Source organism: Geomonas paludis (assembly GCF_014193585.1).
Lineage (GTDB): Bacteria > Desulfobacterota > Desulfuromonadia > Geobacterales > Geobacteraceae > Geomonas > Geomonas paludis.
Map to the genome: position 1 here is coordinate 215,001 of NZ_BLXY01000005.1, position 22,399 is coordinate 237,399.

The 22,399-nt window shown below is 62.9% G+C and carries 20 protein-coding genes; 3 read left to right on the forward strand and 17 right to left on the reverse strand.

Features of this window, described 5'->3' with window-relative positions:
- Nucleotides 1-62 precede the first annotated feature (62 nt).
- The gene (gene malQ, locus H7687_RS14150; RefSeq protein WP_183348456.1) at nucleotides 63-1,550 is read right to left on the reverse strand and encodes a 4-alpha-glucanotransferase; all 1,488 of its coding nucleotides are present in this window, start codon (nucleotides 1,548-1,550) and stop codon (nucleotides 63-65) included.
- A 137-nt stretch (nucleotides 1,551-1,687) separates the two neighbouring features.
- On the opposite strand from malQ, the gene H7687_RS14155 reads away from it, so the two are divergent.
- Nucleotides 1,688-1,849 carry a hypothetical protein gene (locus H7687_RS14155; RefSeq protein ID WP_183348458.1) on the forward strand — a complete coding sequence of 54 codons (162 nt, stop codon included), beginning with the start codon at nucleotides 1,688-1,690 and terminating at the stop codon, nucleotides 1,847-1,849.
- Between the two features lie 94 nt (nucleotides 1,850-1,943).
- Here the strand turns inward: H7687_RS14155 and ftsH are convergent, their stop codons facing one another.
- The 15 genes from ftsH to H7687_RS14230 all read right to left on the reverse strand — a co-directional run bounded on the left by ftsH (nucleotide 1,944) and on the right by H7687_RS14230 (nucleotide 18,304).
- On the reverse strand, nucleotides 1,944-3,794 hold the full coding sequence (ftsH, locus tag H7687_RS14160; RefSeq protein WP_183348459.1) for an ATP-dependent zinc metalloprotease FtsH: 1,851 nt from the start codon (nucleotides 3,792-3,794) through the stop codon (nucleotides 1,944-1,946).
- Between the two features lie 99 nt (nucleotides 3,795-3,893).
- A complete protein-coding gene (gene cas6, locus H7687_RS14165) occupies nucleotides 3,894-4,766 on the reverse strand; it encodes a CRISPR system precrRNA processing endoribonuclease RAMP protein Cas6 (RefSeq protein ID WP_183348461.1) in 873 nt (290 codons plus the stop codon).
- A gap of 24 nt (nucleotides 4,767-4,790) precedes the next feature.
- A complete protein-coding gene (locus tag H7687_RS14170) occupies nucleotides 4,791-5,591 on the reverse strand; it encodes an HD domain-containing protein (RefSeq protein WP_183348463.1) in 801 nt (266 codons plus the stop codon).
- Nucleotides 5,584-5,958, reverse strand: coding sequence for a PilZ domain-containing protein (locus tag H7687_RS14175; protein ID WP_183348465.1), 375 nt, complete (start codon nucleotides 5,956-5,958; stop codon nucleotides 5,584-5,586). The genes H7687_RS14170 and H7687_RS14175 overlap by 8 nt, the downstream gene beginning before the upstream one ends.
- Nucleotides 5,959-6,036: 78 nt before the next feature.
- Nucleotides 6,037-7,320 (reverse strand): class II fructose-bisphosphate aldolase, encoded by a 1,284-nt coding sequence (locus H7687_RS14180; RefSeq protein ID WP_183348467.1) that lies wholly within the window; start codon nucleotides 7,318-7,320, stop codon nucleotides 6,037-6,039.
- An 87-nt stretch (nucleotides 7,321-7,407) separates the two neighbouring features.
- Nucleotides 7,408-8,340 (reverse strand): DUF4140 domain-containing protein, encoded by a 933-nt coding sequence (locus H7687_RS14185; protein WP_183348469.1) that lies wholly within the window; start codon nucleotides 8,338-8,340, stop codon nucleotides 7,408-7,410.
- Between the two features lie 89 nt (nucleotides 8,341-8,429).
- Nucleotides 8,430-8,900, reverse strand: coding sequence for an FKBP-type peptidyl-prolyl cis-trans isomerase (locus H7687_RS14190; protein WP_183348471.1), 471 nt, complete (start codon nucleotides 8,898-8,900; stop codon nucleotides 8,430-8,432).
- Nucleotides 8,901-8,931: 31 nt separating this feature from the next.
- The gene (locus H7687_RS14195; RefSeq protein WP_183348473.1) at nucleotides 8,932-10,173 is read right to left on the reverse strand and encodes a DUF1015 domain-containing protein; all 1,242 of its coding nucleotides are present in this window, start codon (nucleotides 10,171-10,173) and stop codon (nucleotides 8,932-8,934) included.
- A 173-nt stretch (nucleotides 10,174-10,346) separates the two neighbouring features.
- Entirely contained in the window at nucleotides 10,347-11,162 is an 816-nt protein-coding gene (locus H7687_RS14200) for an NlpC/P60 family protein (protein WP_183348475.1), read from the reverse strand.
- A gap of 21 nt (nucleotides 11,163-11,183) precedes the next feature.
- Nucleotides 11,184-12,300, reverse strand: a protein-coding gene (gene prfB / locus H7687_RS14205; RefSeq protein ID WP_183348477.1) for a peptide chain release factor 2 whose coding sequence is annotated in 2 segments (ribosomal slippage) — nucleotides 11,184-12,230 and nucleotides 12,232-12,300 — 1,116 coding nt in all. Because the reading frame shifts where the segments join, the coding sequence is not laid out codon by codon here.
- A gap of 58 nt (nucleotides 12,301-12,358) precedes the next feature.
- Nucleotides 12,359-13,879 carry an apolipoprotein N-acyltransferase gene (gene lnt / locus H7687_RS14210; RefSeq protein WP_183348560.1) on the reverse strand — a complete coding sequence of 507 codons (1,521 nt, stop codon included), beginning with the start codon at nucleotides 13,877-13,879 and terminating at the stop codon, nucleotides 12,359-12,361.
- 14 nt (nucleotides 13,880-13,893) lie between these two features.
- Nucleotides 13,894-14,751: a hemolysin family protein gene (locus H7687_RS14215; RefSeq protein WP_183348479.1), complete on the reverse strand. Its 858-nt coding sequence runs from the start codon at nucleotides 14,749-14,751 to the stop codon at nucleotides 13,894-13,896.
- 33 nt (nucleotides 14,752-14,784) lie between these two features.
- Nucleotides 14,785-15,504 carry a diacylglycerol kinase gene (locus tag H7687_RS14220; RefSeq protein ID WP_183348481.1) on the reverse strand — a complete coding sequence of 240 codons (720 nt, stop codon included), beginning with the start codon at nucleotides 15,502-15,504 and terminating at the stop codon, nucleotides 14,785-14,787.
- 72 nt (nucleotides 15,505-15,576) lie between these two features.
- Nucleotides 15,577-15,996 carry an rRNA maturation RNase YbeY gene (gene ybeY, locus H7687_RS14225; protein WP_183348491.1) on the reverse strand — a complete coding sequence of 140 codons (420 nt, stop codon included), beginning with the start codon at nucleotides 15,994-15,996 and terminating at the stop codon, nucleotides 15,577-15,579.
- A complete protein-coding gene (locus tag H7687_RS14230; protein WP_183348562.1) occupies nucleotides 15,929-18,304 on the reverse strand; it encodes an HD family phosphohydrolase in 2,376 nt (791 codons plus the stop codon). Before H7687_RS14230 ends, ybeY begins: the two co-directional genes overlap by 68 nt.
- A 249-nt stretch (nucleotides 18,305-18,553) precedes the next feature.
- Between H7687_RS14230 and eno the strand changes: the two genes are divergently transcribed.
- Both eno and H7687_RS14240 read left to right on the forward strand, forming a co-directional pair.
- On the forward strand, nucleotides 18,554-19,843 hold the full coding sequence (gene eno, locus H7687_RS14235; protein ID WP_183348493.1) for a phosphopyruvate hydratase: 1,290 nt from the start codon (nucleotides 18,554-18,556) through the stop codon (nucleotides 19,841-19,843).
- A gap of 211 nt (nucleotides 19,844-20,054) precedes the next feature.
- Complete coding sequence (locus H7687_RS14240; protein ID WP_183348495.1) at nucleotides 20,055-20,966, forward strand: RluA family pseudouridine synthase; 912 nt, start codon at nucleotides 20,055-20,057, stop codon at nucleotides 20,964-20,966.
- Here the strand turns inward: H7687_RS14240 and H7687_RS14245 are convergent.
- Complete coding sequence (locus H7687_RS14245; protein ID WP_183348497.1) at nucleotides 20,963-21,628, reverse strand: protein-L-isoaspartate(D-aspartate) O-methyltransferase; 666 nt, start codon at nucleotides 21,626-21,628, stop codon at nucleotides 20,963-20,965. The two genes, H7687_RS14240 and H7687_RS14245, sit on opposite strands and share 4 nt — an antisense overlap.
- Nucleotides 21,629-22,399 lie beyond the last annotated feature (771 nt).

Here is a 22,399-nt window from a genome sequence, read left to right on the forward strand (position 1 = left end):
ATCCTCTATACAAAAACCGTAGCCACAGTGTCAACAAATTTGCCATTAAAAAGTCTACCGTTTTAGTCTGGCAACCTTCCGTAAAGCTCGGTGGCGCGTGCGAGTTTAGCCGCCAGCCGTCCGGAGAACGCATCGGCCGGGCAGCGCCAGCTCCAGTTGCCTCCCGCCACGCCGGGCACGTTCATCCTGCCGCTGCTGGGGAGTTCCAAAAGGTCCTGCATCGGGATGATGGCGTAATCAGCCACGGAGGCGAGTGCGCATTTCACCATCTGCCACACGATGTCGTTCCCGTCCCGATCGAAGTAGGACAGCACGTTCTTCTGCTCTTTCGCCTTGAGAGAATGGAACCACCCGGCGGTGGTGTCATTGTCGTGGGTGCCCGTGTAGACCACGCACGACCTGACATGGTTGTGCGGCAGGTACGGGTTGTCTGGTCCTGACCCGAAAGCGAACTGGAGGATTTTCATCCCCGGCAGCCCGAACTGGTCTCTCAGCGCCTCCACTTCGGCGGTGATGATGCCCAGGTCTTCGGCGATGATAGGCAGACTGCCGAGCGCGTTGCGCAGCGCGTGGAAGAGCGCTTCTCCCGGCCCCTTGACCCAACGGCCGTTGATGGCGGTCTTCTCCCACATCGGCACTTCCCAGAAGGCCTCGAAGCCGCGAAAGTGGTCGATACGGACCATGTCGTAGAGGGAGAGATCGTTGCGCAGCCGCGCTATCCACCACCCGTATCCCTGCTCGGCCATCTTGTCCCAGTTGTACAGCGGGTTGCCCCACAACTGCCCCGTCTTACTGAAGTAGTCCGGAGGAACGCCGGCGACGACGATCGGGACCCCTTTCTCGTCCAGGTGGAACAGGTGGGGATTGGCCCAGACATCGGCGGAATCATAGGCGACGAAGATGGGGAGGTCACCGACAATGGAAATGCCGAGAACGTTGGCATAGGTTTTCAGCTGCTTCCACTGCCGGGAGAACTGCCATTGCATGTACTTCTGCTCGCCTATGGCCGAACCCAGCTTTTCGCTCCAGGATGACAGAGCCTCCGGCTCCCGGTTCGCCAGCGCATCCGGCCAGTCCTTCCAACTCACCGCCTTGAACTGCTCCTTGAGAGCCATGAACAGTGCATAGTCGTGCAGCCAGAAGGTCGTATCGCAAAAATGCCAGAACTCTTCCTTGCGCTTTTGCGGAGCCTCCACGAAGAAGCGGGCAGCGGCCTCCTTGAGGCGGGCCATCTTGTATATCTCGGTGGCGCCGTAGTCCACGCGCTCGGAATCGAGATCCGCTGTCGCCTCTTCCGATAGCAGGTCACCCTCGGTCTGCAGCATCTCCAGATTGATCAACAACGGATTACCGGCGAACGCGGAGTAACAGGAGTACGGGGAATTGCCGTAGGCTGTGGGACCAAGGGGAAGGATCTGCCACAGGGACTGCCCTGACTTGTGCAGAAAATCTACGAATCTCTTTGCTTCTTCACCGAAAGAACCGATCCCTCCCGGGCCAGGCAACGAGGTGGGGTGCAGCAAGACCCCACTCTTTCTCTTTCTCACCATGTAGACCTCGATAACATTGAAATAGGCAGCAAAAAGATGGTGCCGGAAATGAGTAGGCACTACTATGACATAAATCGGTTGTAATGCAATGATGCAAAGCCTTTACGGCTTGAATGGCAAATGGTATATTGCGGCGCATGGAAACTATCAAGACAGCATCGTTCGAGTCCCTGATTGAGTTGGCGGTACCTGATGGGGATGGGTACATCTTCACGCTGGATGGCGAGACCTTCCGGATCAAGGACACCCTTGAGATTACCGGGATCGCCAGCAAGAAGGGGTACATCATTATCTACTAGGGACGGACCTCTGTGGTAGGACTGGTCTGACTGGTAGGACTGTAGACTGGCTGGCGCCGAGGCCTGTTGTGGCTGCACGCGGGCTGGTCGCGGGTCAGGCGGTAGCTAGGATCTCGTCTACCCGCTCGCCGTTGAGAGTCTCTTCTTCCAACAGGGCGTTGGCCAGGGCATGCAGCTTGCTGCGGTTGCCGCTCAGCAGTTCCATCGCCTTCCCCTCCGCAGAATGGATCAGCGACGCTATCTCCTGATCGATCAACCACGCCATCTCTTCAGAAAAGGTCTTCTCTTCAGCAAGCTTCATCCCCAAAAACGGGTGCTCCTCTCCGCGCGGAAAGGTCATGGCGCCTATCTTCTCGCTCATGCCCCATTGACAGACCATCTTCTCGGCCAGTTCGGTAACGTGCTTCAGATCGCTCTGCGCTCCTGAAGAGACGTCGTTGAACACGATGCGCTCGGCAACCCGCCCACCCAACGCAACGCAGAGACGGTTCACCAGGTAGGCACGCGGGTAGTGGTAGCGATCGTCCTCGGGTAGTTGCTGGGTCACGCCCAGAGCGCGCCCCCTGGGGAGGATGGTCACCTTGTGCACCGGGTCGGTGCTGGGCAGCAGCCGTGCCACCAGGGCATGCCCGGCCTCGTGGTAGGCCGTGATCCGCTTCTCCTCATCCGAGATCACCATGTGGCGCTCGCCACCCATGAGGATCTTGTCCTTCGCCCGCTCCAATTCGTCCAACCCCACCACGAGCTTGTTGTCGCGCGCTGCGAGAATGGCGGCCTCGTTGACCAGTCCCTCCAGGTCGGCGCCGGTCATCCCGGGGGTCCCCTTGGCGATGACCGAGAGGTCCACTTCAGGCGCCAGGGGTATGCGCCGCGTGTGAACCTTGAGGATCTTCTCCCGATCCCGCCAGTCGGGACGCTCGATCACCACGTTGCGGTCGAAGCGGCCGGGGCGCAGCAGGGCCGGATCGAGCACGTCGGGTCGGTTGGTCGCCGCGATGACGACCACTTCGGTATGCGGGTCGAAACCGTCCATCTCCGACAACAGCTGGTTCAGGGTCTGCTCACGCTCGTCGTGGCCGCCGCCGAAACCTGCGCCGCGGCTTCTCCCAACCGCATCCAACTCGTCGATGAAGATGATGCTCGGGAGCATCTTGCGCGCACTGGCAAAGAGGTCGCGTACCCGGCTGGCGCCAACGCCTACGAACATCTCGATGAAGGCGGAGGCGGAAATGGAGAAGAAGGGGACGCCGGACTCGCCCGCAACCGCCCTCGCCAACAGGGTCTTGCCGGTTCCCGGGGGACCTACCAGCAGCACCCCCTTGGGCACCTTGCCGCCGATCTGCTGGAACTTCCTGGGGTCCTTCAGATATTCGACCACCTCGCGCAGTTCCTGCTTCGCCTCTTCCATACCCGCCACGTCGGCGAAGGTGACGTCGATCCGCTCGGAGGTGTAGGCCTTGGCGCCGGAACGGGCGAAACCGCCCATCATGCCGCTCGGCCCCTGCTTGCGCATCCCTCTCATGACGAAGAGCCAGACCCCGATGATGATGAACCACGGCAGCAGGTACAGGATGATGGAGCCCATGGTGGAGCCTTCGGTGGAAACGACGTTGACGTCGACGCGCCGGGCGCTCAATTCCGGCAACAGGGTGGGATCTTCGATAGATGGGAGGATGGTACTGAAGTTGGTGACGTCGATGTCCTGCCCTTTTTGTTCGACGCTCACCGCCGGCACCTTGATGGCGGTGCGGAACTGTCCCTTGGCGCTTTTACCCCGGAGGGTCAATTTGATTATGTTGTTGGCGGCGAGCTCGGCACGAAAACGACTGTAGGTTATCTCCGCCCCACGCTCCGCCGTCTGCTTCACCATCGTCCCGTAAAAGAGGTCGAGCAGCAAAACGAAGAAGGCGGTAATCAGCAATGGCCTCCAGAAGGTGTGCGCCATGACCCTGCTCCTCCGACTCGGCTGAAAAAGACACTTCGGAATTCTAACCAAGAAGAAGGTTATTACAAGATTCTAATTATTAAAGAAGGGCGCGATGGCCTAACCTTCCACGCGGTAGCAGCCGTAGCCGAAGGATGCGCCTTTGCCGAGATGGGTGGCGGTTCCCAATTGCAGCAGCAGGTGAAAAGGTTCCAGGTCGCCGGCAAAACGGGCGGTGCCGAGGATGCCGGCCGGACGGCCGTTCCAGGATACGAAGCGGCAGTCGGACTCGACGGTATCGACCGCATCGCTTTGCCCGGACAGCCAACGGTAATCCAGGGCGGGCTCGGCGCCTTCATAGTGGTAGGCGAGCGAGGACACGCGGCGCATGAGAGTGCGGGCGAAGTCGGCAAAGGTGAAGGCCTTGAGCAGGCGGCCCTCCCGTACCAGCTTCAGGGGGGTCAAAAGTCGCAGCGCCACCGTTTCCGTCGGCAGCGGGCCGGTGAGGGCCGGATCGAGGGAACCGAGCAGCGGCAGGGGGAAAGAGCCGTCACCTGCGTAGTCGGCGCGCGCTCCCCCGGGAGATTCGGCGGCCACGGCGACCAGCACACCACCCTTGTTCTCGATGAGGATCCGTACCGCCTCGAGGTAGGCGGGCAGGTTTTGGATGGAGCTGCCGACCAGGGTGAGAGCGAGTTCGCAGCCCCGCCCGCGGTTGGGGCTCGGCGGGAGCACGGGAAAATCGAAGATGAACGGGAGGGGCGGTTTTTGATGACGGCGCACCGCCTCCGGATCCTGCGCGATCTCTTGGGAGAAGGTCGCCGAAAAGGCGCAGTCGCCCCGCCGGCAGCCGGCACAATCCCCGCGTTTGCAGGAAACGGCGGCACGGAAAGCGGATTCGAAATCGGCACGGGTGGCGTAGAAGGCGTAGGGGTCGCTTACATCATGCCTCAGGGTGAAGCTGAACCACAGCTTCGCGTAATGCAGTTCCACTGGTGTTTCCTTTTGCCCGGGGAATCACGCCGCAGCGTCGCGCAGCTTCTCGTCGAGGTAGCGCCCCACCTGTGCCAGGACATCGAGCACCTCGCGGTCCCGGGGAAGCATGGCGCGAAACTGCTCCAGCACCGACCTCTGCCGGATCAGCCGGAAGGTCGCGGCAAAGTTGATGTCGTAGATCCACGAGACCTGCAGCAGTTTGAAGTCGTTGAGGCTCTTCAGGGTGGAGAGTTGAACCATGTTCCCGGCGGACACGGCAGCCAGGGGTTCGGCGGAGCAGCCGGGGAGATCGGGAAAGCCAAGCCCCGCGCCGGAAGCACGTTCCGCTTCAGGTGCGTTGAAGTACTCGGTGAAAACGCGCCAGATGTCGAGCTTGTCGGCATCGCGCAGCAACCTGAGCAGGTCGGCGGTCAGGGCGGGAAGACCTTCCGGAACCTGGAAGGCGTTGTGCATGCGCACGGCGACCTCGATGCAGCCGCGCTCCTGGTCGGTAAGGAAATCGAGCAGATGGTGCTGTTTCATGACTTGCGCGGAGAGGTGGGCGTGGTTCAGCGAGTCGCTGTCCTTGAAGGTGTGGTAGTCCCGGAACTGCGGAAAGCGGCCGAGGTCGTGGCACAGCGCGGCCACCTCGGCCAGCATCTCGAAGCGCGGCCCCATCCCCTGGGCGATGAGCAAGGCATCGCGGCAGACATTGCGGGTATGCTCTTGCTTCAGGTCGAAGTTGCGCTGCACTTCCAGATCGGCGGTGCGGAAGGAGTTGCAGTAGGAGCTGAACCAGTCGCGCAGCGGCGTCAGGTCCGGCAGAGATACGCCATCACTCATCGTGCATCTTCTTGACCACGTACTCCGAAAACTCCGCCATCACCTTGGACTCGTCGCCCCCCTGGTAGGAGATGATGCTGCGCAGGTGGGCGAAGGACTCGACGTCCATCTTGTCGAAGGCGCAGCCGAGGCCGCCCTCGACCTGGCGCGCCACCGTCCCTTTTACGTTGATGACGATGGGATCGGGAGCCGCGGAAAGATAGATGGTCACCTCGACCGGGGTGCCGACCGGGATGCGCTCCTGCGTTTCCATGTAGAGACCGTGCAGACTGACGTCCGTCACCTCCCCCTTGATTGCCACTCCCTCCGCCTGCAACAACGCGGAGACCCTGAAATCGACACGTGAAAAATTACGCTTTTCGGTCATCGTGTTTCCCCTCCGGAGAGCCAGCTACAAAAGGGGGCACGAGGCCCCCTCCGGGTGTTTCTCTGCTTGATGGTGCTGCTAGTCCTCGAAGTTGCCTTCGGGCCCCTTGTCCCTGGAAAGTCCCTGGGCCTGCTTGGGGAGTTGTTCCTTGGTCCACTCCGCGGGGTTCTCGATGCGCTTCCCTTTGGGGCCGAGGTCGTAGGAACCGGCCTTGAGGATGGCGTCGATGGCAAGCGGCGCCGTGTCGGCGGCGTTGAAGACGTTGGCGATCAGGTTGTAGGCGAAGTCCTCGACCCTCTTGCTCATGCGCTCGCGCACTTCCTTGGGCTGGGCCAGCAGCTTGTTCTCGAACGGGAGGTTGAGGTTCTTGTAGTCGCCCTTCTTCCACCCCTTGGAGTCGGCGAAGGCCACCATCTCGGCCCACAGCTCCTCGGTCATTCCCTCGCCCTTCACCTTGATGAAGTTGCCGTTCTCGTCGAGCTTGGCGTTGCCGTAGTCGTTGACCTCGAGCCCCCAGGAGACGAACTGGAGTGCGGTCGCGACGTTGGCCTTGGTGGTGCGGGTCTTCTGGGCGATCTCGCGCAGCCTGTCGTAGCTGTTGCCGGAGGTGCCGTGCTGGGCGCCGTTGACGCCGTACTGCGTGATCGCCTCATGGATCTGCGCGGTCAGCTCCACCTGGATGCCGGCGTCGGAAGCCTCGATGCCGTGGGTGGTGCCGTTGTTGAGAGCGATCCAGTCCGGGAAGATGCCGTGGGCGTTGAGGCCGCGGATCAAAAAGAGTGCCTCGGGAACGGTGGAGAGCCCCTCCTTCCCCTTGATCTCGCCCACCTCGGTCTCGAGTCCGGCCCAGGCCGGGATGATGCTGTTGAGCTCGATGTTGGCGAGGAGGTTCTCCTCGTCGGGGAGGTGCGACGCGTCGATGGCGATGGAGGTGATGCCGGCGTCGAACATGCTCGGGATCTCGACCTTGGCCGCCTTTACGTCAGCTTCACCCTTGATGCCGTAGTGGTCGGCGTGGATGGCGACCGGGATGGTGATGCCGAGCTCGTTGGCGACGGCGTCCACCTGGCGGGCCATGTTCCAGTAGTTGACCGGGCAGTACGCCTTCTGGCCACCCTCGCTCTTGGCGATCTCGATGATCACGGCGGCGTTGGCCTTCTGTGCCGCAGCGAGCACACCGCGGATGACGAAGTGGTTGCGGCCGTTGGCGGCCAGGGCCAGGGCATGCCCCTTGGCGTTCATGGCACGGTCGATGACCTTGCCGCTCACCAGGAGTGCTTTGGAATTGGGGAAGAGTTTCGCTACGTTGGGGGGACGCCCTACTTCCAGCGCTTTGACGAAGTCTGAAGATGTTGCGGTCATATCTCCTCCTTTTGGTGGGAATATCAAATCACATGGCAAAAAGCCGATTCCTTATAACATCTTAATCATGCAAAGGCAAGGAATTCGCTATGGCCCCAGGGAGAACCCGGTGCTGCCGCCCCCGGCGAACGGGGCGCTGCCGAGGTATTCACCCTTCCAATACAGGGCGGCTTCCCCGGGGGGAAGACCGGCTTCGACCGGGGCGAAAGCGAATCGTTCCGGGGGCTGCGCACCGACCGCACCGGTGACGGCAAGCGGATAGCGGGCAAGGACGGGGAACTCCCCCCGCACCGGTTCGACCGCTCCCGGCTTGGCGGTCGTCCCGCGCACCACCTGGTACTGTACCCCCTTCTCGCGCTGCGGCAGCTTCGCGTGCAGCAGCAGCTCGGCGCCCCCCTCCCCGGAAAAGCGGAGGTCGTAACTGGGGGTCCAACGCTCGCTGCTAACCAGGTAGGAGACCTGCGCCTTGCTTCCGGTGACCCAGATGCGCGCCGACGCGACACCCTTGGAGGCGGTGGCCAGCTCCCGTTCCACGGCATCGAGGGCGAGACGGCACTTGCGCTTGCTGCGGTAGACCGCCTCCATCTGGTTCAGGGCAAACTCGGTACCCTGCTGCAGCGTCACCACCGGATCGGGATTGGCCTTGGTCTTTCTCGGTGCCTTGCCGCTTTGCGACTTGGCCGCCGCGGAGAAGATCTCCTCGCGCCGGTTCAGGGCGTCCATGCGGTCCTGCAACTCGCCCCTGCGCTCCCGCAGGCGCGCCAGCTCGGCAGAGCGGCGCCGGTCCTGTTCCGCCGGGACCAGCTCCACCCTCTGCACGGTCCCCCCCGGCGCCTTCACCCGCAGCGACCCCGGTGCGAAAGCATCCGGCAAGGGGAGCTCCAGGTAGCCGCCGGAGGCGGCAAGCTCCTGCTCCACCCGCGCCCCGTCCAGAAACAGGGTGACACTCTTCTGCCCGGCGAGGACCGGAGAAGAGACCAGCACCGGGAACAGCAACAAGGCCAGCGGCAACAGGCGCATGGGGCACCTCGCAACGGGGACCGGGGGCTGAAAAAAACGCAAAGGAAAACTTTACAGCGCCCCGGCACCATTGCAAGCCACCGGTATGATTACTTCTCTACGTCGAGAAGCTCCACTTCGAAGATCAGGGTGGCGTTGGGGGGAATCACCCCGCCGGCGCCGTTGGCCCCGTAGCCGAGCTGCGGCGGGACCACCAGCTTCCTCTTGCCCCCCACTTTCATGGACATGACCCCCTCGTCCCACCCCGGGATCACTTCGCCGGCGCCGATCCTGAAGATGAAGGGCTGGCCGCGATCGAGCGAGCTGTCGAACTTGGTGCCGTTTTCCAGGGTGCCGGTGTAGTGGACCTTCACCCCTTTGCCCGAGGTCGGGGACGGCCCGGTCCCGACCACGAGGTCGGTATAGGAAAGGCCGGAGGGGGTGGTCACCGCCCCGGCAGCGGCCTTGGCTGCGGTTTTCTCGGTTGCCGGCTGCTTGGCAGGATCCTTCTGGGAGCAGGCGGGAATGGCTATCGCCGCCATAAGCAGCAATAGCACGAGGAACTTCTCAACGTTGCGCATCAACTTTCCTCCGTCAGGTTTGTATGAGTTTTTAATCCAACAAGTGGATGAAGAGGCCGCTTCTGAGTTTGGGTTCGAACCAGGTCGACTTGGGCGGCATGATCTTGTCCTCGTCGGCCAGCGCCATCAGTTCCTCGATGGAGGTCGGGAACAGCGAGAAGGCGACCATGTACTCGCCGGAATTGACCACCCGCTCCAGTTCCTCGACACCACGAATGCCGCCGACGAAGTGGATGCGCTGGTCGGTGCGCGGGTTGCGCACGCCCAGGACCGGGCTGAGCAGGTTGTCCTGCAGGATGGAGACATCCATGGAGGCGACCGGGTCGTTCTCAGGAAAGGAGTCCTCGCGCGGGGTGAGCACGTACCACTTGCCCCCGAGGTACATGCCGAACTGATGGCGCTCCTCCGGGTTGACCGCCCCGGCAACCGGGGTCACCTCGAAGCGCTCGCCCACGCGCGCCATGAACTCGGCGACGCTACGCCCGTTCAAGTCCTTGACCACCCTGTTGTAGGGCATGATGGTCATCTCGTTGTCCGGGAAGATCACGGTAAGGAAGTAGTTGTATTCTTCGCTGCCGGTGTGCTTGGGGTTGGCGTCCTTTCTCAGGTCGCGCACCCGGCTGGCTGCGGCGCTGCGGTGATGGCCGTCGGCGACGTACAGGGTCGGGATGGCGGCGAAGCTCTTGGTGAGGGAGTCGATCAACTTCGGATCGGCGATATCCCACAAGGCGTGGGAGACCCCGTCATCGGTGGTGAAATCGTACAGCGGCGCCGCCTTGGTGACCTGATCGATGGTGGCGGTGAGGGCCGGGTCGTTGCGGTAGGTGTAAAAGACCGGCTCGTCGTTGGCGTTGAGCGCGTCGATGTGCTTGACGCGGTCCTCTTCCTTGTCCGCCCTGGTCAGCTCGTGCTTCTTGATGGTCCCGCTCTGGTAGTCGTCCACGCCGGCGCAGACCACGAGGCCGGTCTGGGTGATGTTGCCCATCTTCTGGCGGTAGACGTAGTAGCGCTCGGTCTCGTCCTGCAGCAGCACGCCCTCCGCCAGGAATTTCGCCAGGTTGTCGCGTCCCTTGACGTACACCGGATCGGAATGCACGTCGATGTCCCGGGGGAGATCGATCTCCGGACGGGAGATGTGCAGGAAACTCACCGCGTTGCCGGAAGCCATCTCGATGGCCTCGTCCGTGTTCATCACGTCGTAGGGAAGAGCGGCGACCTTCTCGGCCAACTCCTTTTTGGGGCGTACCGCCTTGAACGGCTTGATAAATGCCATAACTGCTCCTGTCTCTTTGTAATTCGAGTTCTACGTTCTATGTTCTACGTTCTACGTTAAAGGCACAGCCACGAGGGGACTGGCTCCGCAGGTGCCTGTCCCCTTTTTGCTCTGTCACCGTTCGCTCTTCCTTTGCCCGGCCTGGACCTTATCGGCGATTGGGGCGCAAGTAATTAAAAATAACGCTTCGCTCCCACGAACCTTTTCTGGAAATAGGCATCGTCCATCGAACTCACCTTGATGTCGTCGCCGCGGCGCGGCGCGTGGACGAAACGGCCGTTGCCGACGAAGATGCCGACGTGGTTGATCTCCTCGCCGGAAGCCCCGAAGAACACGAGGTCGCCGTCCTTCAACTCCTCACGCCCAACCGCATCCCCCACCCGGTACTGCTCCCGGGAGGTGCGCGGGATGTTGATCCCGCACAGGTTGTAGACCGCGCGCACGAAACCGCTGCAGTCCATGCCGTCGACGACGGTGTCCCCGCCCCAGCGGTAGGGGATGCCGACGAAGCGCTCGGCGGTGCGTGCGGCGATGTTACCCATGTCGCCGCGATCGCGCTTGGCCGGCTCTTCTTTCTTCTTGCCGGTAGGCGCGGGTTTGGTCGGCTTGGTGATCGAGGGGGCCGGCGCCTTCTCGATCACGGTCTCCCGCACCAGCATGGTGCGGTCGGGCTGCGGCGGCGCGATGAAGTAGGAGCCGATGGTCTTCTCCTTCACCAGCTTCTGTGCCACCTTGCGCGCATCGTCCCGTTTGGCGAAGTCGCCGAAGCGCACCGCGTAGATGCCGTTTTCCCTTTTGAAGTAGAAGGCTTCTATCCCCTGTTCCTGCAGTTTCCTGGTGAGGCGCTCCGCGTTTTTCACGTCGGAGAAGGCGCCCACCTGGATGGCGAAGCCGACACTGGAAAGCCCGGCGCGCTGCGCCGCGCAGCCGGTGGCCGCCGGCGCGAGGAGAAGAAGATATATAATCAACAGTCTTACTGCCTTGTGCATTGTCTATCCTTGTTCAGGTCCCTAAATATCCTTGGTCTCCCGACGCACACCCATGAGATACGGGACCACGAAGTCGTCCAGCGCGCCGTCCAGGACGTTGTCGGGATTGCCGCTTTCCACGCCGGTGCGCAGGTCCTTGACCATCTTGTAAGGGTGCAGCACGTAGGAGCGGATCTGGCTCCCCCAACCGATCTCCTTCTTCTCGCCGGCGATATCGGCCGCCTTGGCCTCGCGCTCCCGGAGCTCCATCTCGTAGAGCTTGGAGCGGAGCACCTTCATGGCGGTCGCCTTGTTCATGTGCTGGCTGCGCTCGCTCTGGCAGGCCACCACCGTCCCGGTGGGGAGGTGGGTGATCCTGATGGCCGAGTCGGTGGTGTTGACGTGCTGCCCGCCGGCGCCCGAGGAGCGGTAGGTGTCGATCCTCAGGTCGCTCTCCGGGATCTTGATCTCGATGTCGTCCTCCTCAATCACCGGGAAGACGAACACGGAGGCGAACGAGGTATGGCGCCGGGCGCTGCTGTCGAAGGGGGAGATGCGCACCAGCCGGTGGATGCCCGCCTCGGCCTTCAGGTAGCCGTAGGCGAACTCGCCGGTGACCGCGAAGGTCACCCCCTTGATCCCGGCACCGTCGCCCTCCTGGTAGTCGGTGATCTCGGTCTTCCACCCCTTCTTCTCGCAGTAGCGCAGGTACATGCGCAGGAGCATCTCGGCCCAGTCCTGGGACTCGGTGCCGCCGGCGCCGGAGTTGATGGAAAGGAAGGCGCCGGAGGCGTCGTGGGGGCCGGAGAGCATCCTGCGGAACTCCGCCTGGCTCACCCCGCTCTCCAGCTGCTCGTTCATGCCGTGAACCTCGGCGAGCGTCGCCTCGTCCTGCTCCTCGCTCCCCAACTCGATCAGCTCCTGGATGTCGCGGGACTGGCGCTCCAGGTTTTCCCAGGTGGTGACGTCCTTCTCCATCGCCATCCTGTCTTTCAGCACCTTCTGCGCCTTGTCGGCATCGTTCCAGAAATCGGGGCGGGAGGTGAGCTCCTCGAGCTCCTGCATCCGCTCCCTCTTGTCATCTACGTCAAAGAGACCCCCGGAGTTTGTTGATTCGCTCGGCAAGGTCCTCTATTTTGGCAATTTCTTCTCTGAACATCTGAAAACTCCTTTATGGTCGCATCGCCGGTACGGCGATCATTGTTATTGGCAAAAAGTCAGCTGCGGCGCCCGCGGTAGCAGGCGATACCCATGCCGATGCTGCCGGAGAGGCAGATCAGGGCGAAGAGGTCGCCGAAGCGGTTGTAGAAGGTGCGTCCGGCGCCGGGCCTCACCTCGCCGCTCAAGGTCGCCTCCTGGAACAGCGGGGTCATGCCCCGGATGTGCCCCTTGCTGTCGATCACCGCCGAGATCCCGGTGTTGGCCGCCCGCACCAGGGGGACCCGGTTCTCCACGGCCCGGAACACAGTCATGGAAAGGTGCTGGTAGGGGGCGGAGCTGCGCCCGAACCAGGCGTCGTTGGTGATGTTCACCAGCACCTGCGCTCCCTTTGCGACGTAGGCGCTGGCCACTTCCGGGAAGATCCCTTCGAAGCAGACCAGCACGCCCAGTTTCCCGGTGGAGGCCGGCAGCACCACGGCCTCCTTGCCCGGCGAAAAGTCGCCGATGCCGGTCACCAGCTTGTTCACGAACGGCAGCAGCGGCGCCAACGGCACGTACTCGCCAAAGGGGACCAGGTGCAGCTTGTCGCTTCTCCCGGCGATGGCGCCCTGCTCGGAGAAGAGGAACGCGCTGTTCAGGTAGCGAACCATTCCCCCCTGCTGTTCGTAGGCGGGGCTCCCCACGACGAGCGGGCTCTTCAGCTCGACGGCCAGCGCACTGACCCGCGCCGCATAGGCCGGCTCGCGTTGCAGGAAAAACGGCAGGGCGCTCTCCGGCCAGACCACCAGGGTCCCCGGCTCCCGGCACCCCTCCCGTGTCAGCCGCTCATAGGTCTTCAGCGTCGCGTCCTGGAAGGCCGGGTCCCACTTCTGGTCCTGGGCGATGTTCCCCTGCACCAGCAGCACCCTGCGCGGTTCGCCCCTGTCGCTGCGGGTCAGGGCGGAGACGCCGTAGACCATGGTGGCCGCCATGAGCAGCACCAGGAACAGCAGGGCACGTACCGGGTAGGGCTTGCGGTGGCGCGTCGAGACCCAGATCCGGTAGAAGACCACGTTGGTCAGGGCGATCAGGAAGCTGACCCCGTACACCCCGGTCAGGTCGCTGATCTGGATCAGCGGCAGGGTGCGGTACTGGGAGTAGCCGAGGCTCGCCCAGGGAAAGCCGGTCAGGACGTAGGAGCGGATCGCTTCGCCGGTCACCCACAAAAGCGGGAACGAGCAGAGCAGCGGAATCCGGCCCGCCTCGCAGCGGCGCACCAGCCAGAGCACCGCCCCCGGATAGAGCGCCAGGTAGCCGACCAGGGTGAGGTAGAGCGTCGCGCTCACCGTCCAGTGCAGCTTCCCGTAGTTCATCATCACCACGTTGAGCCAGTACAGGATCCCGGCGTAGGCGACGCACCCGGCCGTGAAGCCGAGGCGGAAGCCAAGCCGGGGGGTGACGCGGTCGGCCGCCAGGAACAACGGCACGAAGGCGATCCAGGCGAGGGCCGATATCCCGGGGAGCGGGAAGGAGAGTGCCAGCAATACACCGGAAAGCAGCGCCAGCAGGTAGCGCCCCACCGTCGCCTCGCCTGCCATGGCCGTTCTCGCGGTCACGATTCCTCAGGCTCCCCGACCGGCTCCTGTTTCTTGGCGATGTGCACCTTGGCGATGCGCCTCTCGTCCGCCTCCAGCACGGTCAGCACCAGCGAGTCGTTTTCGATCACGTCCCCTGCGGCGGGGATGCGCCCGGTCAGGTGGAACAGGAGCCCCCCCACCGTCTCGAAGTTTTCTTTCGCGATCTCGACGTCGAAGTGCTCTTCCAGCTCCTCGATAGGGAGCCTGCCGTCGGCGACGATGGAGCCGTCCCCCTGCTCCGAGAGACGCTCGGTTTCCAGGTCGTACTCGTCCTGGATGTCCCCCACGATCTCCTCGAGCAGGTCCTCGATGGTGACCAGGCCGGCAGTGCCGCCGTACTCGTCGATGACCACCGCCATGTGCACCCGCCGCTTCTTGAAGTCGTGCAGCAACTCCTCGAGGTTCTTGGTCTCCGGGATGAAGAAGGGGGGACGGATCAGCTTCCTGAGCTCGATGGCGTCGTCGGGCTCGCCCCAGTAACGCAGCAGGTCCTTGGCGTAGATGAGGCCGATGATGTTGTCGATGGTCCCCTCGTAGACCGGGAGCCGGGAGTGGCCCGAGGCGATGATCGATTGCAGCACCTCGCGCACCTCGTTGTCGATGGAAACGCAGGCCATCTCCATGCGCGGCAGCATGATCTCGCGCACCATGGAGTCACCCAGGGTCAGGATGGAACGGATCATCGCGTTCTCCTCCTGGTTGATGACCCCTTCTTCCTCGCCGGCGTCCATGATCTCCTGGATCTCCGCCCCGGTGACCTTCTTTTTGCCGTACAAGAGCCGGGTCAGGGCTTCCATGAGTCCCTGGCCCTTGCGTCCGTTACCCTCTTCCAAGGATGTGTCTCCTTAATGTTGCAGCATTGTCTGTCACAGCCCGCCCTGCCAGAAGGCGCGGAACAGCAGGTGCACCGCGAAGGTGATGCCCACCCCCACGAACGCCCCCACCACCACCTCCCGGGGGCGGTGGATCCTGAGCAGCAGGCGCGAGTGGCTCACCATGGCGGCCAGGATGAAGCAGAAAAGCGCGATGAGCGGGTCCTGGGTGTGCAGCGATACCGAGGTGGCGATGGAAAAGGCAACCGCCGCGTGGCCGCTGGCGCCCCCCCCTTCCAGCGGCTTCCCGGTCCCGGAGCGCGCCTTGAGGATCACCACCACGATCAGCACCAGGACCGCCGACACCACCATGCCCAGCTCCGACTCGGTCCCCACCATCTCAAGGCCCAGCCTCTGCCAGGGGAGCACGTACTTGGAGAGCACCAGGTAGCCCATGATGGCGGTGCCGAAGGCGGCCACCAGCACGGCGCCCGCCGCCACGTCCTTGGCGAGCTTGGCCATGGGGTGGTACTCCGGCGAGATCATGTCCACCACCACCTCGATGGCGGTGTTGAGCAGCTCGGCGAACAAGACGAAGCTGATGGCCAGCGCCAGCAGCATGAACTCGATCGAAGAGACCCGCAACAAAAGCGCCGCGAACAGCACGGCCAGCGCCGCCAGGAAGTGGTAACGCATGTGCTTCTGCGTGCGCGTGGTGTGGAGGATCCCCTCGATGGCGCAGTTCACGGAGTCGATGAAGCGGGTCGGCTTCATAGCGAGCCTCCGGCCTTCGCCAAGGCTTCGGCCGGCAAGCCCCTGCCCCGGCTAGGCAAGCCCCTGCCCCGGCTAGACAAGCCCTTCCTCGACCAGCAGGGAGAAGATCTCCCGCTCCTTGGCCTCCATGCGGGCGGCCTCGGCCTCGCCGCTTCTTTCATGGTCGTAGCCGGTGATGTGCAGGATGCCGTGCAGAAGCAGGAAGTAGAGGCGCTCCAGGAAGGTCTGCCCGGCCTCCTCCGCCTCGCGCGCCGCGGTGTCGACGGAGATGACCACGTCGCCCAGGACGTCGGGATTGATGGCGCCGAACTCGCCTTCCTGCATGGCGAAGGAGATCACGTTGGTGGCCTTGTCCCGCCCCAGGTACTCCCGGTTCAGGACGCGGATGGCCCGGTCCCCCACGATGCTGACGGAGAGCTCCGCCTCAGGACATCCCAAGGCGTCTAAGATCCTCTGCGCCACCTTTCGCAGCTGCGTCTTCGCGACCGGCATCCGCCTTTGGCGGTTCGCTATCGATATCCTCTGGCTTCTTGGCAATCGTCTTCTCCTTGTAGGCAGGCTCGGGGTAATCGATGCGCTGGTGATAGATCCCCGCGAGTATCTGGTTGAAGCTCTTGGCTATCTCGTGCAGGTTCTTCAGGGTCAGCTCGCACTCGTCCAGCTGGCCGTCGATGAAGATGTTGTTGATGATCTTCTGCACCAGCCCCTGGATCCTGGCCGGGGTCGGGTCGGTGAGGGTGCGCGAGGCGGCCTCCACGCAGTCGGCCAGGAGCACGAGCCCCGCCTCCCTGGTCTGGGGCTTGGGCCCCGGGTAGCGGAAGTCGCGCTCGTCCACCGGGGGCGAGCCGGGCGTCTCCAGCCCCTTCGCCTTCAGGTAGAAGTAGTTGATCAGCGAGGTGCCGTGGGACTGCCGGATGATCTCGATGATCGGCTGCCCGATGCGGTGCTCCTTGGCGAGCTCGACCCCGTCCTTCATGTGCGAGATGAGGATGAGGGCGCTCATGCTGGGGGAGAGCTTGTCGTGGCGGTTCTCGCCGTCGCGTATGTTCTCGATGAAGTACTGCGGCTTCTTCAGCTTGCCGACGTCGTGGTAGTAGGCGGCGACGCGGGCCAGAAGGGGATTGGCGTTGATCGCCTCGGCGCCCGCCTCGACCATGTTCCCCACCAGCACGCTGTGGTGGTAGGTGCCCGGCGCCCGGATCATCAGCTCGCGCAAGAGGGGCGAGTTGAGGTTGGCGAGCTCCAGGAGCTTGACGTCGGTGGTGTACTGGAACAGCGCCTCGATGAGCGGGATGGTGCCGGAGACGTAGACCGCGTTGATCAGGCCGCCCAGGAAGGCGAAGATGATGCAGTACAGCGGCTGCAGCGAGAGCGGGCTGTCGTTGTAGACGTGGAAGCAGACCGCGAGCGCCATGTTCACCGCGCTCACCTTGAAGCCAGCGCTGTAGATGGTCCCCCGCTCCTTGCACTGGCGCACGCCGTGGGCGCCCACGATGCCGCCCAGGAGGGCGTAGACCACCACCTGGAGCGAGTTGTTCAGCATGATGCCCGTGAGCGGCGCCGTGATGGCGCAGTAGACCAGGGCCACCTCAGAGTTCAGGATGATCCTGACGATGATGGCCGAGGCCGCGAACGGGAAAAGGTAGAAGTAGCTCGCCGTGTCGATGGAGGGGAACAGCCCCCCCAGGGCGGTGGAGACGGCCGAGACCAGCTTGAGCACGGCGAAGTTGGCCACCGTCAGAAGCGACAGCAGCAGGATGTCCTTGTTGGTCGGGTTGAACTTCCTTATGTTCTTGCGGCCGAAGCGGTACGGCGCGTAGCAGAGCACCAGGATCAGGCCGAAGATCCCCAGGCCGGTGAGCACGGGGGTGCTGTTCCTGGTCTTGAAGATCTTTTCCAGCTTCATCGCCTGCTCGGAGGTCACCCGCTCCCCGACCCGGACGATCATCTCGCCCCGCTTCATCTTGAACAGCACCGGGCGCACCGCGGCGCGCGCCTCGCTCTTCTTCTGGTCGGTGCCGTTGCGGTCGAAGGAGAGGTTGGGCGCGATCATGCGTACCGCCACCCCTTTGAGGATCTCGAGGTCGTGGGGCGACGCTCCCTGGGTCAGGGTGGCCTGCGAGAAGATGCGGCGCGCCGCGGGGAGATCGATGCTCGCGCTGTAGTCCCCTCCGGCGACGTCCTGCCTGGTGGCTTCGTCTACCACCACGATGCCGTGGCGCAGGTCGGCGGCGAAGTGGCCGCGGTCGGCGACAATGCGCTGCCGGTACAGTGGGCCCAGCTGCCGGGCCAGGTCGGAGAGGAAGAACCTCTGCTGCCTGACGCGGGAGAGCGCCGCGAATTCCTGCGCGGAGATGTCCACCCCGAGCACGCCGACAGCCGCCCTGCGCCGGGCGTCTCCGTGCAGGGTGGCGTCGTCCATGAGATCGAGCGCGTCTTCGAAGCGGCGCACCAGTTCGATGTTGCCGTTGACGGCGAGGGTGTAGACAAACGGGGCCGCCGCCTCCGCCTCCGCCCTTTTCTTCTCGGTCAGCAGCAGGTCCTCGATCAGGTAGTCCTGCGTGGCACGGATGTCGGAGGTGGCGATATCGCCTTCGCGGTAGTGCACGGAGAGGAACTGCGGGCTCGGAATGATGAACAGGGTGAGGAATAAGGCGGTGAGGAACAGCATGATGAAACGGCTGCGCTTCTCATTCCTGTCGCAGGTGAGACCCTGGGCAACCGCTTCCATCCAGCTGTCACAGAGCCGGATCAGCGAACGCGTCTGAATTGTCTGTTTGTCGCCGCTTTCGGTGGGCATTATCTTCAATGGTTCCCGTGTCGTAAGGACAGAGACTGCGAGAATAGCAGCAAGGGGACAATATATCCCGTTTATTCCAGCACTGTCAATCTAAACCAAATACGTTGGGAACCGCTGTCGCTTCGCCATGTTAGCAAAAATTTACAAAACCTGCTTCCCTTTGAGGGCAGATATGTTATATAACGAAGGCTCCATTAAGACGGGCGGCGCAGCCCGTTCACAATTAAATTTCATTCCAGGGGGGTAGAGATGAGCCAGATAACCGACGTTTACGCCAGGGAGATACTTGATTCCAGGGGGAATCCGACACTTGAGGTCGAAGTGTTCCTGGATTCCGGTGCTATGGGTAGAGCCGCGGTTCCCTCCGGCGCCTCCACCGGCGAGCGCGAAGCGCTGGAACTGCGTGACGGCGACAAGGGGCGCTACCTCGGCAAGGGCGTTGAGAAGGCCGTTGCCAACGTGAACGACATCATCGCGGACGAGATCACCGGCATGGACGCCACCGACCAGGTCGGCATCGACAAGAAGATGCTGGAGCTCGACGGCACCGAATTCAAAAGCCGCCTGGGCGCCAACGCCATCCTCGGCGTCTCCCTCGCCGTGGCCAAGGCCGCTGCCGACGAGGTAGGCCTGCCGCTGTACCAGTACATCGGCGGCTCCAACGCCAAAGAACTGCCGCTGCCCATGATGAACATCATCAACGGCGGCGCCCACGCCGACAACAACGTCGACATCCAGGAATTCATGATCATGCCGGCCGGCGCCAAGAGCTTCAAGGAAGCCCTCAGGATGGGCGCCGAGATCTTCCACGCGCTGAAATCGGTCCTGAAAGCCAAGGGGTACAACACCGCCGTCGGCGACGAGGGTGGCTTCGCGCCGAACCTGAAGTCCAACGAGGAGGCCCTCGAGGTGATCATGGAGGCCATCGTGAAGGCGGGCTACAAGCCGGGCGAGGAAGTGCTGCTGGCACTCGACGTCGCCTCCTCCGAGCTGTTCGAGAACGGGGTCTACACCCTGGAGAACGAGGCCGAGTCCAAGAAGACCGCCGACCAGATGGTCGACTTCTACGAGAACCTGGTCAACAAGTACCCGATCATCTCCATCGAAGACGGCATGGCCGAGAACGATTGGGACGGCTGGAAGAAGCTCACCGACCGCCTGGGCAAGCGCATCCAGATCGTGGGTGACGACCTGTTCGTGACCAACCCCTCCATCCTCAAGGAAGGGATCAAGAAAGGGATCGCCAACTCCATCCTGATCAAGCTGAACCAGATCGGCACCCTGACCGAGACCCTCGACGCCATCGAGATGGCCAAGCGCGCCGGTTACACCTGTGTCATCTCGCACCGTTCCGGCGAGACCGAGGACGTGACCCTGGCCGACCTGGCCGTTGCCGTCAACGCCGGCCAGATCAAGACCGGTTCCCTCTGCCGCACCGACCGCGTCGCCAAGTACAACCAGCTCCTGAGGATCGAGGACGAGCTGGACGAAGTCGCCCTGTTCAGAGGCGCCGACGTCTTCTACAACGTGAAGAGGTAGGGGCGAATAATCATTGGCCCGCCTTTGCTGTACCAAGGGCGCACCCACACCGGGTGCGCCCTTTTCTTTGTCCCCCCCCTCACCCTTCGGGAGAGGGGCAGGGGTGAGGGCAAGCTTCCCTCACCCGGCCTTCGGCCACCCTCTCCCGGCGGGAAAGGGTACGTGGCGGATTCCCTTGCGCCTTCTTCCTCATGAAGGTATACTCCGACCCATGTTAACCTACGAAATATCGGCCCAAGACCACCTGCGGCGCGTGGACAGTTTCATGCGCAACCTCCTTCCCAGCGCGCAGTTTTCCTACATCAAGAAGCTGATCAACTCGGGACACCTCAAGGTGAACGGCACCCCCGCCGAACCCGGCGACCTGCTGCGCTATGCGGACCAGGTGACGCTCAAGGAAAGTTCCAAGACCGCGGCCTTCCTGGCCCGGCTCACCCCGGAACTCGACATCCTGTTCGAGGACAGCTGGATCATCTGCTTCAACAAACCGGCCGGCCTCGCCGTGCACCGCACCGAGGACCCGGAAGAGATCACCCTGGTCGACCTGGCCGAGACGCTTTTGAAAAAACGCGACGGCGTCGGCAGGCTGCGCCCGGTCAACCGGCTGGACAAAGGGACCTCCGGGGCCATCATCCTGGCCAAGAGCGCGGTCGCCGCGGGCATGTTCGGCAAGATGGTGCAGGAGGAAGGGCTCGGCAAGCTGTACCTCGCCATGGTGGAGGGGAAACTGCAGAAGCAGGGGACCATCGATGCGGCACTCGACGGCAAGGAGTCGCAGACCAGTTACGTGAGGCTCTTCCAGGGGGGCGGCGTCTCGCTGCTGGCGGTGTATCCCCTCACCGGGCGCATGCACCAGATCAGGCAACACTTCAGGATGATCGGGCACCCGATCCTTGGGGACAAGCGCTACGGCGGCAGGAAGCTTTCCGGCTTCACCGGCCACGCGCTGCACTCCTTCAGGACCACGCTGATACACCCCGCCACCGGTGAAGAGATCGACATCCCGGCACCGTTGCCGGAATCGCTACTGCGGCTTGCCACCCGCTGCGGCGCGGTGAGCGACGAGTCCTTCCTCAAGACCCTGAACGACGTCCCCGCCGCCGAGACGCTGGCTCTCTCCTAGTCCTCCCACCCCTGCGCGCCGATCAGCGGTACGAATCGGACCGCGCAGAGGGTTTCCATGTGCAGGCTGCCGCTGCGGTCCCTGCGCACCCGCACCAGGTTCTGCAGGTGCGGCGTGGGGCCGACCGGGATCACCAGCCGCCCTCCCGGTGCCAGCTGCCGTGCCAGCTCTTCCGGCACGTCGGGCGCCCCGGCGGTCACGACGATGGCGTCGTAGGGGGCATGATCCTGCCACCCCAGCGTGCCGTCGCCCAGATGCACCGTCACATTGCGGTAGCCGAGTTCGCGCAGCCGCTCCGAGGCCAGGTGCGCCAGGGACGGGAGCCTCTCCACCGTATAAACCTCCGCCGCGCACAGGCTGAGGACGGCCGCAGCGTAGCCGGAACCGGTGCCGATCTCCAGGACCTTCTCGCGCCCCTGCAGTTGCAGCGCCTCGATCATGTAGGCGACGATGTAGGGCTGCGAAATGGTCTGCCCGTCCTGGATCGGCAACGGCCCGTCTTCGTAGGCAAGGTACTCCATGCCCGGCGGGAGGAACTCTTCGCGCGGCACCTCGCGCATTGCCTTCAGCACCGTCTGGTCCACGATGCCCCGCCCCACCAGGTGCTGGCTCAGCATGCGCTCCTTCCTCACGGCCAGTTCTTTTGTCGTAGCGCTGTTCATGGCTCCCCCCCCTCGATACTACCTCGGCTCTTCTCGCTCGATCGCCCCTCGGCAACAACACCATCAGCACAGTAACAGCGGCCGCCCCATGACATTAAGATACCCCAATAAGCTATCAAAAGCACCATACATCAACCTGTTGACTCTTATCCGGGGCAGGCGTACACTTAAATCGTAGCAGAGAGTTGTTCTTTGAAAACAGCTCTGGGGTACAGGTAGAGGTGGCGTGAGGTACCCTGATTATTCCACACTTCCAACTTCTCGGGTTTCAGACGTGGTGTGCAGGTCCAGATGCTTCCAAGGAACTGCCTAAAGCGTTTTCCGGGGAAATGATTTACAAAAGAGCGTGGTCTCACATAAACCTGTACGGCACTCTGGAGCTCGTAGCTGGCGCTTAAGGAGATCAAGCCGATTGGCCTATAATAATCTCATCCGTCATGCGCGTAACAACCGCTTCAAAAAGGGGAAGAAACCGCGAGATACGGGTGACATGGTCCCGCCGGAGCATGTCTCTACGCCGCGAGGAACCACTTCCACCGGCGGATAGGGGTAAAGGATCTCAAGATTTAAGCGCCAGTTACATTTTTCAGGAAAGGCCCGGTTGCATCAGCATCCGGGCCTTTTTCATGTCCGCGGTCTGCATGACTCGCAATGCCGGGACCGCGTCCCCTTGATGACATTCTTTCCACCCAGTATCGGCTTCCCCTGTTAGGCTGGAGTGCTATACTTAGCCCGTGTTAATTTCGGCCAATCAAAACAACGGAGGTCGCC